The following is a 13347-nucleotide window of genomic DNA, read 5'->3' as shown; positions in this document are numbered from 1 at the left end:
CCTCACAAGGAGGACAAGGCGGCGGACCGATCCGTGACAGGAACGGCGGACACGGGCGGCGGCCCCCGCGATGATCTCGACAGAAGTGCTGTCAATATCGCCGATTCGACAGCACTTCTGTCGAGATCATCATCCGCTTCAGTGGGCGTGTCCCCTCTGCGGGTCCGACGGCGGGTCAGCCGCGCTCCTGGCCGTCCTCGACCCTCAGGGCCGGTTGCGGCGCCCCGGCAGGGCAGTCGGGATGCCCTTTCCCGCTTTGGAGGAGGGGGCTCTATGATCTTCCCGGTACCGGTGCCGACGTGCCATGATTCCGACGTCTACGGTATGCGATATCCCAGCACCGGGAAGAAGGTCCTCCCTTGTCCGCGTTGCGCGTCCTCGACCGCGAGCGCTCGGTCGCCTCCCGGGGGTACAGCCGGTGGCTCGTCCCGCCCGCCGCCCTCGCCGTCCACCTCTCCATCGGACAGGCCTACGCCACCAGCGTCTACAAGAACTCGCTCATCGCCCATTTCGACACCTCGCAGACCGGGATCGGACTGATCTTCTCGGTCGCGATCGTGATGCTCGGCCTGTCCGCCGCCGTGTTCGGCCCCTGGGTCGAGCGCGTCGGCCCGCGCACCACGATGTTCGTCTCCGCCGTGTGCTGGGGATCCGGCTTCCTCGTCAGCGCCCTGGGCGTCGCCGCCGGGCAGCTCTGGCTGGTCTACCTCGGCTACGGCGTGATCGGCGGCATCGGGCTCGGCCTGGGCTACATCTCCCCCGTGTCCACGCTGATCAAGTGGTTCCCCGACCGCCCGGGGCTGGCCACCGGCATGGCGATCATGGGCTTCGGCGGCGGCGCGCTGGTCGCCACGCCCGTCTCCGGCCGGCTCCTGGCCCTCTTCGACCCCGCCTACGATCCCGCCTCGGCCGGTTCGGTCGCCTCCGGCGGGGCGCTGGTGGGCATGTTCACCGTGCTCGGGCTGGGCTACTTCGTGCTGATGATGATGGGCGTGCTGCTCATCCGCGTCCCTCCGGAGGGCTGGGTGCCCGAGGGGTTCGACCCGGCGCGCACGGCCAAGGCGCCGATGGTGACCAGCGCGAGCGTCTCGGCGGCCAACGCCCTGCGCACGCCCCAGTTCTGGCTGCTGTGGACGGTGCTGTTCACCAACGTCACCGCCGGCATCGGCATCCTGGAGCACGCCAGCCCGCTGATCCAGGACTTCTTCCGCGACGGGGGCGGGGCCGCCGTCACGGCCGTCGCGGCCGGGGGCTTCGTGGGGATGCTGTCCCTGTTCAACATGGCCGGCCGCTTCGTGTGGTCGTCCACCTCCGACATCATCGGGCGCAAGCCCACGTACATGGTCTACCTGGGCGCCGGGGCGGTGCTGTACGCGCTGATGGCCACCGTGGGCGGCACATCGATGGTGCTGTTCGTGGCCACCGCCTGCCTGATCCTCTCCTTCTACGGCGGCGGGTTCGCCACCGTTCCCGCCTACCTGCGCGACCTGTTCGGCACCTACCAGGTGGGGGCGATCCACGGGCGGCTGCTGACGGCGTGGTCGGCCGCCGGGGTGGCGGGGCCGCTCATCGTGAACGCCTTCCTCGACGCCGAGGGCGAGCCGGGGACGCTGACGCAGAGCGCGTACCAGGCGCCGCTTCTGACGATGGTGGGACTGCTGGTCGTCGGGTTCGTGGCCAACCTGTTCATCCGCCCGGTCTCCAAGAGGTTCCACGAGCCCGCGCGCGCCTCCGCCTCCTCCGGCGGCGGCGCCGAAGACCGGGGCGAGGACACCGTGGACCGCGCGGAGGAGGACTCGCAGCCGACCGGCGGCGGCGCGGTACGCGCACGCGGCACATGGCTGGTGGTGTCATGGGCGATCGTGTCGGTACTGCTGCTCTACGCGCTCTTCCGCGTCCTCTCCACGGCCGTGCAGCTGTTCACGGGGTCGACGAGCCCACGCGGTGAGGAGCCTCCGCGGTGCGGGGCCGGGGCGGTCGCCCCGGCCCCGCACCGCTTTCGGCGACGCCCGCCCCTCTTGACGCGGGAGCACCCTTCGGGCGACCGTTGATTTCGGTAAGCGTTTTCCGATCAATGAATCAGAGAAACGGCACGATCGGCCTCATACCATCCCAGATGGTCAGGAAATCGCTTCCCTATCCCCCGAACGAACAGAGAGGAACCCCCGTGAGGAGAGCACCCCAGCTCGCGGTCCTCGCCGCCGGGGCGGTCCTGGCCGCCTCGGCCGCCGCTCCCCCGGCCGCCGCCGACCCCCGACCGCCCGGGCGCGACATCGGCCGGGAGACGCTCGCCGAGAACGACGGATGGGCGTCGGCCGAGGGCGGCACCACCGGCGGCGCCGCCGCCGACGACGCGGACGTGTCCACCGTGCGCACCTGGGACGAGCTGAAGCGGGCGGTCCGCGGCGACCACCCCAAGATCGTCTACGTCGAGGGCGCCATCGGCGCCATGACCGCCGCGGACGGCAGCGCGCTCGCGTGCTCGGACTTCGCCGACCCCGAGTACGACTGGGACGCCTACGTCGAGGCGTTCGACCCCGAGCACTGGGAGGGCGGCGAGGACGGCCCGCTCGCCGAGGCCCGCGACCGCTCCTACCAGGCCCACCGCGAGCACGTCCTGCTCACGCCGGGCTCGAACACGACCATCGTCGGCGTCGGCGACGCCTCCCTCACGGGCGGCGGCATCCTGCTGGAGAGCGTGGAGAACGTCATCGTCCGCAACCTCGCGGTGCACGACGCCTACGACTGCTTCCCGGAGTGGCGCGGCGAGGACTGGGACGCCGAGTACGACAACATCGAGGTGTCCCGCTCCCGCCACGTCTGGCTGGACCACCTGACGCTCACCGACGGCGAGACCCGCGACCACGAGCTGGAGCGCGTCTACGGGGCGCAGGTGGACCGCCACGACGGCATGATCGACGTGATCCGCGGCAGCGACCTGGTAACGGTCTCCTGGAACGTGCTCGACGGGCACGACAAGACGATGCTCATCGGGAACACGGACTCCAACAGCCACGGGGACCGGGGCCGGCTGCGCGTGACCGTGCACCACAACCACTTCACCGGCCTGACGCAGCGCGTCCCGCGGGTCCGCTACGGCCAGGTGCACGTGTACAACAACCACTACACGCACGGCTCCGGGTCGGACTACGCGTACCAGTACTCGTGGGGCGCGGGCGTGGAGTCGGGGATCTACGCCCAGAACAACTCCTTCGACATGGCTCCGGGGATCGCTCCCGAAGACGCCATCGTCTCCTGGGGCGGGACGGCGCTGTACGAGGAGGGGAGCATCTTCGGGGGGCGGCCCGTGGATCTCCTGGGCGCCTACAACGCGGCCCACCCGGATGCGCCGCTCTCCTCCGACGTGGGCTGGGAGCCCGAGCGGCACGGGAAGATCCACCCGACCCGGGCGGTGCCGCATCTGGTCCCCGCCAAGGCCGGGGCGGGCAGGCTGCGCTGACCACCCCGTCTTGAGGAGCATCCCGGGTGGTGATTCCGGGGCGGGAGGGCCGGGCGGAACGTACCGCCCGGCCCTCGCACGGTCCTCGTCCGGCGCCCACCGGCGAGGGCTCGGCCGGGGCGCCTTTCGGGTGCTCAGCAGCTCAGGCGCCTGTCAGGCGCCCAGGGGCAGGCCGTCTCCCTCCCTCTGCTCCTCACGCTTCGCCCTGGCCCTCTGCTTCAGGCCGAGTGCGGTGTCGACGGCCAGGAACGCCAGCAGCGAGATCCCGAAGAGGGGGAGGAACACGCCCACGGCGACCGCCACGAGAGCGACAAGGATGCGGGCGGTCCAGTCGAGGCGGGCGAGCGCCCCGCGGGGTACGGGGCGGCCGAAGGAGGCACGGCTCGCCGCCCTGGTGGGTCGCCGCTGCCACCACATCCGGTAGCCGAGGACGATGAGCGTCAGCGCCGCCAGTGCCAGCGCCGCCAGGGCCACCTGGTTGGCCAGGCCGAACAGCAGGCCCATGTGCGCGGCGATGCCCCACTTGGTCACCTTGGCCATCAGGGGGTAGTCCTCGAAGCGCAGCTCCTCCAGGACACGGCCGTCAGCGGGGTCCACCGCCACCTGGTCCTGGTCGGCCGGCCATTCCCGGCTCGTCTCGGCGACGGTGTACACCGCGCGTTCCGCACCGGGGACGGCGATCTCGACCGGCCCGTCGAGCCCTGCGGCACGGGCCGACGCGAGCGCCGTTTCCGGCCCCGCGCCGCTGAGCGGGGCGTGCTCGTGGCCGCCGTCACCGCCGTGTCCGTCGCCGGAGCCGCCGTGCCCTTCGTGGCCGCCCGAGGCCGCCTCCAGGCTGGGCGTCTGCCAGCCGAAGGCCTCGCGCATGGAGCCGATGTTGCCCCCGGCCAGGTTCGACCAGGACAGGCCGGTGGCGGAGAGCGCGAGGAGGCCGATCAGGGCCCACGTTCCGACCGCCCCATGCCAGGAGAGGCTCCGCCTGCGCCCGCGCGCGCCGGCCCCCTCGGGCAGAAGCAGTCTGCGCACGCGGCGGTTGCGGCGCCCGCGCGTGAACCACAGGACGATGCCTCCGGCCGCGATGACCCACATCCAGCTCGCGGCCAGCTCGCTGTACATGCGGCCGGGCTCGCCCAGGTGGAGGTCCTTGTGCAGTTCGGCGAGCCAGGTCCGCAGGGGAAGGGAGGCGCTGCTGCCGTAGGAGTCGTACCGGCCCAGCACCTCGGCGGTGTAGGGGTCGACGAAGACGCTCATCCGCTTGTCCTCGTCGTCGGGCTTGGTGAACAGCACACCGGTGCTCCGGTCGGGCTCGGCGCCGGGCCTGACGGCGTCCAGGGTCCCCTCCGGGTAGGCCTCGGCGGCGGCGTCGATCTGCTCCTGGAGCGGGAGCGGGTCACCGCCGGCCTCCACGGTGAGGACGTCCCGGTAGGCCACCTGTTCCAGTGTCGGGCTGAAGGCGTAGAGGAGCCCGGTCGCCGCCGCGACGGCGATGAAGGGCGCGATGAGGATTCCGGCGTAGAAGTGGAGCCGGAGCACCAGCGCGCGCAGGGCCGCACCGGTCGACGGCCGCGGCGGGATCCGGTCGGGCGCCTGCGGCGGCGTGGTGTCCGGTGACGTGCTCGGTTCTGCGTCCGGTGCGGCGTCGTCGGGACGCACACCCGGTTCGATGGACATGTCTGTCGCTCCTTGGGGTCTGCACGGACCAGGAGCCGACGGCAGGGAGATGCGCCGCGGTGCACCGGGGGAACGGTCGACGCGCGCATGCCGCGCCGACCTCGCGGGTTCGCGGGTCGAGCGGGTGGCGCGTGAGGCGTCGGCCGAAGCGGAGGCGTGAGCGAAGCCGGGGCGGGGCCGGGGCTTCGCAGCCTGGTGAACCGGCGGTCGTGACGACGTCGGCCCTGGACGGGGAATGTCGTGCCGACCGGACCTCCGGGCGGGCGAGCGCGCCTCCGCGCTATGCCGCCATCAGAAGGTGACTCGCAGAACGTGCGTCGTCCAAGGCCCCGGGGGGTCCGGTCGGAGGCCCCGACGGCGGGCCCCGGCGGCGGACCGAGTGCAGCAGCGGCGCCGGATACAGCGCGCGGACGGCGCTGGTCGGCACAGGAACGGCGCGCGCGGGCAGGATCGGCGGGTCCGGGACCACCGGCAGGACGACGCGGTCGAACAGCGCCCTCGCGTAGCGGACGAGGGCGAACGCGGCCGCCTCTCCCCTGCGGAGCCACCACGCGGCGACGGCGGTGGCCGCGACGTGTGCCAGGAGCATCGGAACACCGCCGGTGAGCACCGAGGACCCGGCCTCGGCGACCGCCCCGGCAGAGACGGCGGGAGCACCGGCCGCCGCGGGGTCGGCGCCGTGGTGCCCGCCCGGGGACTGGGCCAGGGCGAACAGCGTGTGCAGGGCGAGCTGGATCCATCCGAGCCAGGCGGCCACGGTCCCGAACCCGCGCTCGCGCGCCGTCCCGGCGTAGGCGAGGCCGAAGACCGGCAGCGCGGCGGCGAGCAGTCCGCCCGTGGGGATGCCGTGGCCGGAGGTCGCCGCGTGCCCGGCCGCGCCGATGCCGACGCACACCGCCGTGAACACGGCGGCGCGGGCGGCGCGCAGCGGGGACAGGTCGGCCATGGAAGGACTCTCGCACGGGCACCGGGGCAGGCGAAACCGGGGTGGCGCCGGTTCCGCCCCGCGCCTGCGCCGTGGAACCGGGGCGGCCCCTCGGACGTCCGATGTCCCGGGACACCGGCTCCACGGCCGGTGCCGGGCGCCCGTCGACGGTTCGGGGCCTCGGTAGGATCCTTCCGCCCCCGAGTCCCGCGTCTCTCCATCCCCCGAGTGTGAAGCGGAGTTCACATGTTCACGGGCCCAGTCGGCCTCGCCCTGGTGGCCTCCCTGTCAGCCCTGATCGCGGGTACGAACATCGTGTGGGTCCAGCGTGCGCGGAACCGCCAGCGCAGGCTCCTGCGCGACGGGGTCCGCAGCGACGCCGAGGTGGTGGCGGTCGGCGACACGGCCCCGCCGAAGCAGACGGAGCACCCCTTCACCCTGCGGTTCTCCTCGCCCGACGGCACCGTCCACCGCCACACGTTCACCAGCGGGTTCCAGGGCATCGTCCCCCAGCCGGGATGGGTCGTCCCCGTGGTCTTCGACCCCGCCGCGCCGGAGGGGGCCGAGATCACCGACAACCCCTACCTGCACCCCGTGCCGGGCGCGCCCGCCCCGCCGCGGCCCGGGCGCGCCTTCACCCTGGCCCGCTACTACGGGCCCACCTTCCTCGCCGTGCTCCTCACCGTCCTCGCGGTGCCGTTCGCGTTCACGGAGGTGCCGCCGCCGACCGTCCTGATCGGCGCCCCGTTCAGCCTGATGGCCCTCTACGTCGTCAGCAGGCAGTGGCTCTCCCAGCGCCACGCCCGGCCCGGACTGTGGAAGGGCCCGGTCGTGCCGGCCGAGGCACAGGCCGTGGTCACGGACTGCTGGCTGGAGTTCGGGAGGAGGGGCCGGCGGTGGTACCCCTTCGCCGTGGAGTTCCGCCTCCCGGACGGGCGCCTGTTCCGCCGGGGCGTGCCCACCGACTCCGCGCACATCGAGAGCACGATCGGGCAGGTGAGGCCGGTCGTCTACCACCCCTCCGACCCGACCGTCGTGTACGCGGGCACGCCGGAGTCGCTGCGCCGGATGCTCTCCCTGGGCTCCGGCCTGTCCCTCGGGGTCTCCGCGTTCCTCCTCGCGCTCTCCTGGGGCCCTGTCCTCCTGATACTGGCCTTCGCCCTGGTGCAGGCCTGAGTACGGACAGGGGCGGGCCCACGGCCGGATCCGGACGGAACGGCGGCACGGCTCCCCGGGTCCCAGTTCCGGTCCCAGGCGGTCCGGTCCTCGTGGCCCTCGAATGCGAAGCGGTGTTCCCATGTTCACAGGCCCACTCGGTCTCATCCCGGTGTTCGCGGTGGCCGCCCTGCTCGCTGGCGTGAACCTCGTACGGGTCCAGCGCCCACGAATGCGCAGGAACAGGCTGCTGCGCGAAGGGGTCCGCAGCGACGCCGAGGTCGTGGCGACGGGCGAGCTCGCACCGCCCCACCAGAAGGAGCACCCCTTCACCCTCCGCTACTTCTCGCCCGACGGCACCGTGCACCACCGCACGTTCACCAGCGGGTTCCGAGGCATCGTCCCCCGACCGGGCTGGACCGTCCGAGTGGCCTTCGATCCCGCGGCCCCCGACGACGTCGAGATCATCGACAATCCCCATCTCGGGCCGCTCCCGGGAACGCCCGCCCTGCCGCCGCCCAAACGCGCCCTCACGCTGCTCCACACCTACGGCCTCACGGTCTACGCCGCGGTCCTCGTCGTCCTCGCGGTGCCGTTCGCGATCATCGACTCGGACCCGGCGGCGCCCCTGATGAGCGCGCCCTTCATCGTGCCCGCGCTCTTCGCCGTCGACAGGTTCTGGCTCTCCGAGCGCCACCTCAGGAAAGGCCTGTGGACCGACCCGGCCCAGACCCAGGGCGTGGTCACCCACTGCTGGGCGATGCGCGGGAGGCGGGGCACGTACTACCCGATCATCGTGGAGTTCCCCCTTCCCGACGGCCGCATCTTCCGCGGTGGGGTCCCCTCCGACTCCTCGTACGCCCCCAGCGGCATCGGCCAGGTGAAACCGGTGGTCTACCACCCTGCCGATCCGACCATCGCCTACGCCGGGACGCCGGAGACGCTTCGCGGCGGGGCCTCCTTCATGTCCGTCATCTCCCTCATACTCCTCGCCTTACTCACCGCTCTCGGGATCGGCCCCCTCGTCCTCACGCTGCTCCTCGCACTGATCTACGCCTTCTGAACTCCGCACCGTCGACGCCCCTGCGCCCGGCGTCCCACAGACCGAGACCGCCGATACTCCGCAGGTGGCGGCGCTGTTAGCATCGGGCGCCACCTCCCGCCGCCGCGCCCGCGGCGGGCCGTTCCCCGCGATCCAGAGAAAGGGCGGTCTCCCCGGTGGATGACGTCAACCTCCCGCTCATCATCTTCATCGTCGCCGCCGTGGTCTTCGCCGGGATCAACATCGTCCGCGGTGTGCTCGGCCGCAGGCGGAGGAACAGGCGCGTCGAAGGCGGGGCGAGCAGCGAGGCCGAGGTGGTCGCCACCGGCGGGCTCGCGCCGCCCGAGCGGACGCAGGTGCCGTTCACCCTGCGCTTCCAGACCCCCTCCGGGCAGGTGGTCGACCGCGAGTTCACCCGCGGCTTCCAGGGGATCGTCCCCGTCGTCGGCTGGCGGGTCCGGGTGCTCTTCGACCCCGAGGACCCCGACAACGTCGAGATCACCGACAACCCCTACCTGCACCCCGTCCCCGGCGCCCCGGAGCCCGTGAAGCCCCGCCCGGTACTGCGGTACGTCGCCCCGCCCGCGTTCATCGCGGCGGCCGCCCTCTTCGCGTTCCTGCTGCTGTCCGCGCTCTCCGAGGACCGGAACCTGGTCCCCGTCGCCGTGGGCGCCGTGTTCACCCTCGTCGGCCTGGTCTTCCTGTTCGCCGGGATCGGCATCTGGCGCGGCCAGCGGCGCCTGCGCGAGGAGCCCGCCCGGACCACCGGCACCATCACGCATTCGTGGAAGGAGGTCCGGACCCGCAGGGACTCCGACGGCGGCCGGACCACGCGCGTCTACTACCCCTACGCGGTGCACTACGTCCTGCCTGACGGGCGGCACGTGCACACGCGCAGCTCGACCTCGACCAACAGGCCGCGCACGGTCGGCGAGCGGACCGAGGTGCTGTACGACCCTTCCGAGCCGACGCACTTCTTCGCCGAGGGGGGCTCGTCCATGAAGGTCATGCCCCTGGTGTTCATCGGATTCGGCGTCGTCTTCCCGATCCTGGGGAGTACGATCGCGGTCGTCTCCCAGCTGGCGTCCTGACCCGGGGCCGGGGGCGGCACGCCCCCGGGCCTGCGGACCCGGGACGCTCTGCTGGTACTGTTCCGGCGCGTCCGGCCGCGCGCCCGTGCCCGGGGCCGCGGCTCCCACCCGAGAACAGGAGCACCACCCGCGATGTCCGAGACCAGTGAGTACGCCGCAACCTTCGAGCTGGTCGACGCCGACGGCGACGGCCGCATCTCCGCCGAGGAGCTCGTCAGCCTGATGGACCGGCTCGGCGGGAAGGTGACGCAGGAGCGCGCCGAGGCCCTCATCAGCGCCATGGACAGCGACGGCGACGGCCTCATCACGCTTGAGGAGTACACCCGCTTCATGAACGAGCGCTCCTGAGACGGCGCCCCGGGGCGGTGCCCCGGGGCGCCGAGGGGGCGTGCGCCGGCGCGGTGCGCGCTAGCGCAGGTCGAGCCAGACCAGGCGGTGGTCGGAGGCGGCCGCCGCCTTGTCGGACGCCGGGTCGTCGGTGGTGGGCCAGTACACGCCCGAGCCGCGCACCGGCAGCCCGTGCGAGGGCAGCACGTAGTCGACGCGCAGGTTGCCCGGCGCCTCGTCGTTGAAGTCGCCGGTGTCGTGGGCGGGGTCCCCGGTGTGGTCGGCGTTGGCGCCTCCCTGGAGCTCGGCGGCCTCCGCGCCGCCGTCGGAGCGCCGCACCTCGCCGGAGTTCACCCGGGGCGCCTCCAGGAGGCGCCGGATGGCCCGCGGGTGCCCGTCGCCGTCGTGGGGGTCGGTGTTGAGGTCGCCCGCGACGACGAACCGGGAGCCCGGCTTCAGGCCGCCCTTCCGGCCCTCGTCGTCGTAGATGTACCGGCCCTTGCCGGGGGTCGTGTAGTCCGCCCAGAACCGGATCTCGTCGTGGTTGCGCAGCACGTTCCTGCGCTCGGGCCCATCGAACGCCGGAGGCGTGGGGTGCGCGGCCAGCAGGTGCACCGGCTTGCCCCGGCCCACCCGCACGGGCACGTCCCAGTGGCTCTTGGAGGACAGGCGCAGCTCGGCCAGCTCCTCCTCCGAGTAGAAGCCCTCGCCGGTGTCCGGGTCCTCGGGCAGCAGTGCGCCGGGCATGTCGGCCCAGCGGAACTCCTGGAAGGTGCGCACCCGGTCGGTGTCGATGGGGTACTTGGAGTAGACGACCATGCCGTACTGGCCCGGGAATCGCCCGAACCCGAAGGAGTCCTCGGCGTACCCGGGCGCGCCGGGCTCGGTGACCGCCTCGCCGTCGTTGTTCAGGTCGAAGCCGGAGGCGACGCCGGTGTTGACGGGGGCGGTGTAGCGGTAGGGGTAGTCGACGGGGTCGGCCCCGTCCTGCCCGACCGACAGGTAGTTGCGCTGGAACAGCTCGGCGGCGCGCCCTTCGGCGTCGTAGTCGAACTCGTTGACCAGCAGGACGTCGGGCTCCGCGCGCTGGATGATCCCGGCGACGGCCGCCGCCTGCTCGTCGTCCGGTGTGGACAGGTCCTCGATGAGCTCGCCTTCGGCTCCGCGGTTCAGCGAGGAGTTGTAGGTCGCGAACCGCACGCCCTCGGGGCCGGGGGCGGCGCCCGCCGGGGCGGGGGCCGCGTGCGCGGGGGCGGTGGCGAGGGCGGGGACCAGGGCGGCCGCCGCGAGTGCGGCCGCGCCTGCGGATCGGGGGCGGGGGCTCATGCGCACCTCTCGTCGTCGTGTGGGGCGGTGGAGAAGTGTGCCGACCCTAACCGACCGCCGGGTGGCCCGGGGGTTGCCGCCCGGCGACGCCGGGGCGTGGGTCCTGGGCCCGCCGCCCCGCCCGTCACAGCCCGAAGACCCCGAAGCCGAACCCCTCCACCTCGATCCCCGTCCGGGTGCACTCGGCGCCCTCGGCGATCAGCGGGCGCGCCGCCCCGTACCCGGGCAGCGCCAGGCGTGCGGGCTCCTGCCGGGGGTTGACCGCCACCAGGTACCGGCCGTCCCGCTCGTACACCAGCGGGTACCCGTCGTAGGCGACCTCGGCGGTGCCGCCGGTGCCCAGGCCCGGGTGCTCCTTGCGGAGCGCGATCAGCCGCCGCACCAGGTTGAGCAGGGAGTCCTCGTCGGCCCATTGGGAGGCGGCGTCGGGCCGGCCCGGGTCGGGGTCCAGCGGCAGGTAGAAGCGCTCCTCGGGGGCGGTGGAGAAGCCCGCGCCGGGGGTGCGGTCCCACTGCATGGGGGTGCGCGACCCGGCCCGGTTGCGGTTCGGCCCGGTGGAGCTGCCCTCGGTGTCGGGCAGCCCGGGGACGTAGCGCATGCCGATCTCGTCGCCGTAGTAGATGGCCGGGAGCGCGGGCCAGGTGAGCAGGAACGCGAAGGAGGCGCGGAGCTGCTCGCGCGTGCGGGGGCCGCAGACCGGCCGGGAGAAGTCGTGGTTGGAGGTGGGCAGGGCGATGTGCCCGGTCTCCCCGACGGCGGCCGTGGCGGCGCGCCAGGCGTTGAGGAAGGTGCGGGCCGAGCCGCCGCCCCCGGCGTCGAAGTAGCAGGTGGACTCGGCGACGTTCCACGGCCCCAGGTCGGTCCCGGCGCGGTTGTCCCACAGGGACCGCAGGGCGCCGCCGCGGGTGGGGCCGCCGAAGTGGAGCAGGAAGTCGGCGTGGAACCCGGCGGGGACCGAGGTCGCCGGGTCGCCCCATTCGGCGACCAGCACCGCCTCGGGGTGGTCGGCCTCCAGGCGGGCGCGCAGCTCCGTCCAGACCTCGGCGGTGCGCCGGTGCCCGGGGTCGTCCTTGATCAGCGAGTGCGCCATGTCCACGCGGAATCCGGCGACGCCCTTGCCGAGCCAGTGGTCCATGATCTCCAGCAGGGCGCGGCGGTTGGCGCGTGGCCCGGGGGCGTCGAGGGGGCTGCGCCAGGGCTGGTCGGGGTGGGGGCGGGCGTAGCCGAAGTTGAGCGCGGGCTGGTGGGAGAAGAAGTTGGGCAGGTAGTGGCCGGGCCGGGGGCCGGGAGAGGGGACGAAGCCGCGGACGGGCTCCTCGGACCAGATGTAGCGGTCGTCGGCGGGGTCGCGGGCGGCCTGCTTGAACCAGGGGTGCTGGTCGGAGGTGTGACCGGCGACCAGGTCGAGCAGGACGCGGATGCCGCGCCGCCGCGCCTGTTCGACGAGGTGGGCGAGGTCGTCGTCGGTGCCGTAGCGGGGGGCGATGGAGAAGTAGTCGGAGACGTCGTACCCGGCGTCGTGGAAGGGGGAGGCGAAGATCGGGTTGAGCCAGACGGCGTCGACGCCGAGGCGCTCCAGGTGGTCGAGCCGGTCGGCGATGCCGCGCAGGTCGCCGATGCCGTCGCCGTTGGAGTCGGCGAAGCTCTGCGGGTAGAGCTGGTAGAGGACGGCCTGGTCGAGCCAGGCGGGGCGGGGGCGGCGCTGGGTGCGGTCGGCCATGGGCGGTGCGGTCCTCCGTGGACGGGACGCGGGCACGGGGGTGCGGGTTCGCTCCCCGATCAAGCCGATGCCCGCGCAAGGGCCCAGCAACCCCGCCGACGGCCGGTTCCGGCCACCTCCCCCGCCCCTGACCTCAACCGCAGGCCCTTGCCCATCTCGGGGAACGAGGTTGGAACGGAAACCGCGGGTTTCGGGTTTCCGCAGCGCGGGCGGCGGGCTGACCTCGGTCCGGTCGGGTGGCCGGTCAGAGGGGCGGCTCTGCTGGTACCCCTTGAGGACCCCGGCCGGGCGTTGGGCCGTCGGAGCGTGAGCAAGAGGGCGGCGACGAGGCGAGGCCGGCGGCCCATCCGGCAGCACTGTCGGCCGCCGGGCGTGTGCGTGGTCGCCGTGGACGGCGGCGACGGCGAGAGCGGGGCGGTTCCCCGGACCCGCCTGCCGTCCGGTGGGCCCCGGATGGTCCGGATGGGCGGCTCGGTGGGCGGGGTTCGCGCTCTTACGCGCTCGTGGCGGCCGTCGGCCCGGCGCGCCCCCGCCCGGCGATGATCTCGACAAGGGTGCTGTCAAAACCGCCGGAATGACAGCACTTCCGTCGAGATCATCGCGGGGGCGGCGGTGCGGGGCACGCTGGTG

Annotated in this window: 9 protein-coding genes and 1 pseudogene; 6 read left to right on the top strand and 4 right to left on the bottom strand. The window is 73.3% G+C overall.

What is annotated here, in order from left to right; translation table 11 throughout:
- Positions 1-368: 368 nt before the first annotated feature.
- Positions 369-1928: pseudogene (locus tag O4J56_RS10330) on the top strand (OFA family MFS transporter); the annotation flags it as partial.
- A gap of 239 nt (positions 1929-2167) precedes the next feature.
- Complete coding sequence (locus O4J56_RS10325; protein ID WP_270685487.1) at positions 2168-3460, top strand: pectate lyase family protein; 1293 nt, start codon at positions 2168-2170, stop codon at positions 3458-3460.
- 153 nt (positions 3461-3613) lie between these two features.
- On the opposite strand, the gene O4J56_RS10320 is transcribed toward O4J56_RS10325, so the two are convergent.
- Both O4J56_RS10320 and O4J56_RS10315 read right to left on the bottom strand, forming a co-directional pair.
- Positions 3614-5131, bottom strand: a complete 1518-nt coding sequence (locus tag O4J56_RS10320) for a PepSY-associated TM helix domain-containing protein (RefSeq protein WP_270685486.1) — start codon at positions 5129-5131, stop codon at positions 3614-3616.
- A gap of 280 nt (positions 5132-5411) precedes the next feature.
- Positions 5412-6077: a hypothetical protein gene (locus O4J56_RS10315; protein WP_270685484.1), complete on the bottom strand. Its 666-nt coding sequence runs from the start codon at positions 6075-6077 to the stop codon at positions 5412-5414.
- Between the two features lie 225 nt (positions 6078-6302).
- Here O4J56_RS10315 and O4J56_RS10310 point away from each other — a divergent pair, with 225 nt between their 5' ends.
- The 4 genes from O4J56_RS10310 to O4J56_RS10295 all read left to right on the top strand — a co-directional run bounded on the left by O4J56_RS10310 (position 6303) and on the right by O4J56_RS10295 (position 9692).
- Positions 6303-7232, top strand: coding sequence for a DUF3592 domain-containing protein (locus tag O4J56_RS10310; RefSeq protein ID WP_270685483.1), 930 nt, complete (start codon positions 6303-6305; stop codon positions 7230-7232).
- A 211-nt stretch (positions 7233-7443) separates the two neighbouring features.
- Positions 7444-8274 (top strand): DUF3592 domain-containing protein, encoded by an 831-nt coding sequence (locus O4J56_RS10305; protein ID WP_270685482.1) that lies wholly within the window; start codon positions 7444-7446, stop codon positions 8272-8274.
- A 155-nt stretch (positions 8275-8429) separates the two neighbouring features.
- Positions 8430-9344 carry a DUF3592 domain-containing protein gene (locus O4J56_RS10300; RefSeq protein ID WP_270685480.1) on the top strand — a complete coding sequence of 305 codons (915 nt, stop codon included), beginning with the start codon at positions 8430-8432 and terminating at the stop codon, positions 9342-9344.
- 132 nt (positions 9345-9476) lie between these two features.
- Positions 9477-9692 (top strand): EF-hand domain-containing protein, encoded by a 216-nt coding sequence (locus O4J56_RS10295; RefSeq protein ID WP_270685479.1) that lies wholly within the window; start codon positions 9477-9479, stop codon positions 9690-9692.
- Between the two features lie 60 nt (positions 9693-9752).
- On the opposite strand, the gene O4J56_RS10290 is transcribed toward O4J56_RS10295, so the two are convergent.
- Positions 9753-10997 (bottom strand): endonuclease/exonuclease/phosphatase family protein, encoded by a 1245-nt coding sequence (locus O4J56_RS10290; protein ID WP_270685477.1) that lies wholly within the window; start codon positions 10995-10997, stop codon positions 9753-9755.
- Between the two features lie 124 nt (positions 10998-11121).
- Positions 11122-12717 (bottom strand): alpha-amylase family glycosyl hydrolase, encoded by a 1596-nt coding sequence (locus tag O4J56_RS10285; protein WP_270685476.1) that lies wholly within the window; start codon positions 12715-12717, stop codon positions 11122-11124.
- Positions 12718-13347 lie beyond the last annotated feature (630 nt).

The organism is Nocardiopsis endophytica (assembly GCF_027706725.1).
Classification (GTDB): Bacteria; Actinomycetota; Actinomycetes; order Streptosporangiales; family Streptosporangiaceae; genus Nocardiopsis_A; species Nocardiopsis_A endophytica.
The sequence above is the reverse complement of the archived record's forward strand: the minus strand, read 5'-3'. Positions and strand labels throughout refer to the sequence as shown.

Bases quoted from the DNA above. Each gene is read 5' to 3' on its own strand.
- O4J56_RS10310 (WP_270685483.1), top strand. From the start codon at position 6,303: ATGTTCACGGGCCCAGTCGGCCTCGCCCTGGTGGCCTCCCTGTCAGCC.
- O4J56_RS10315 (WP_270685484.1), bottom strand. From the start codon at position 6,077: ATGGCCGACCTGTCCCCGCTGCGCGCCGCCCGCGCCGCCGTGTTCACG.
- O4J56_RS10295 (WP_270685479.1), top strand. From the start codon at position 9,477: ATGTCCGAGACCAGTGAGTACGCCGCAACCTTCGAGCTGGTCGACGCC.
- O4J56_RS10290 (WP_270685477.1), bottom strand. From the start codon at position 10,997: ATGAGCCCCCGCCCCCGATCCGCAGGCGCGGCCGCACTCGCGGCGGCC.
- O4J56_RS10320 (WP_270685486.1), bottom strand. From the start codon at position 5,131: ATGTCCATCGAACCGGGTGTGCGTCCCGACGACGCCGCACCGGACGCA.
- O4J56_RS10305 (WP_270685482.1), top strand. From the start codon at position 7,444: ATGCGCAGGAACAGGCTGCTGCGCGAAGGGGTCCGCAGCGACGCCGAG.
- O4J56_RS10285 (WP_270685476.1), bottom strand. From the start codon at position 12,717: ATGGCCGACCGCACCCAGCGCCGCCCCCGCCCCGCCTGGCTCGACCAG.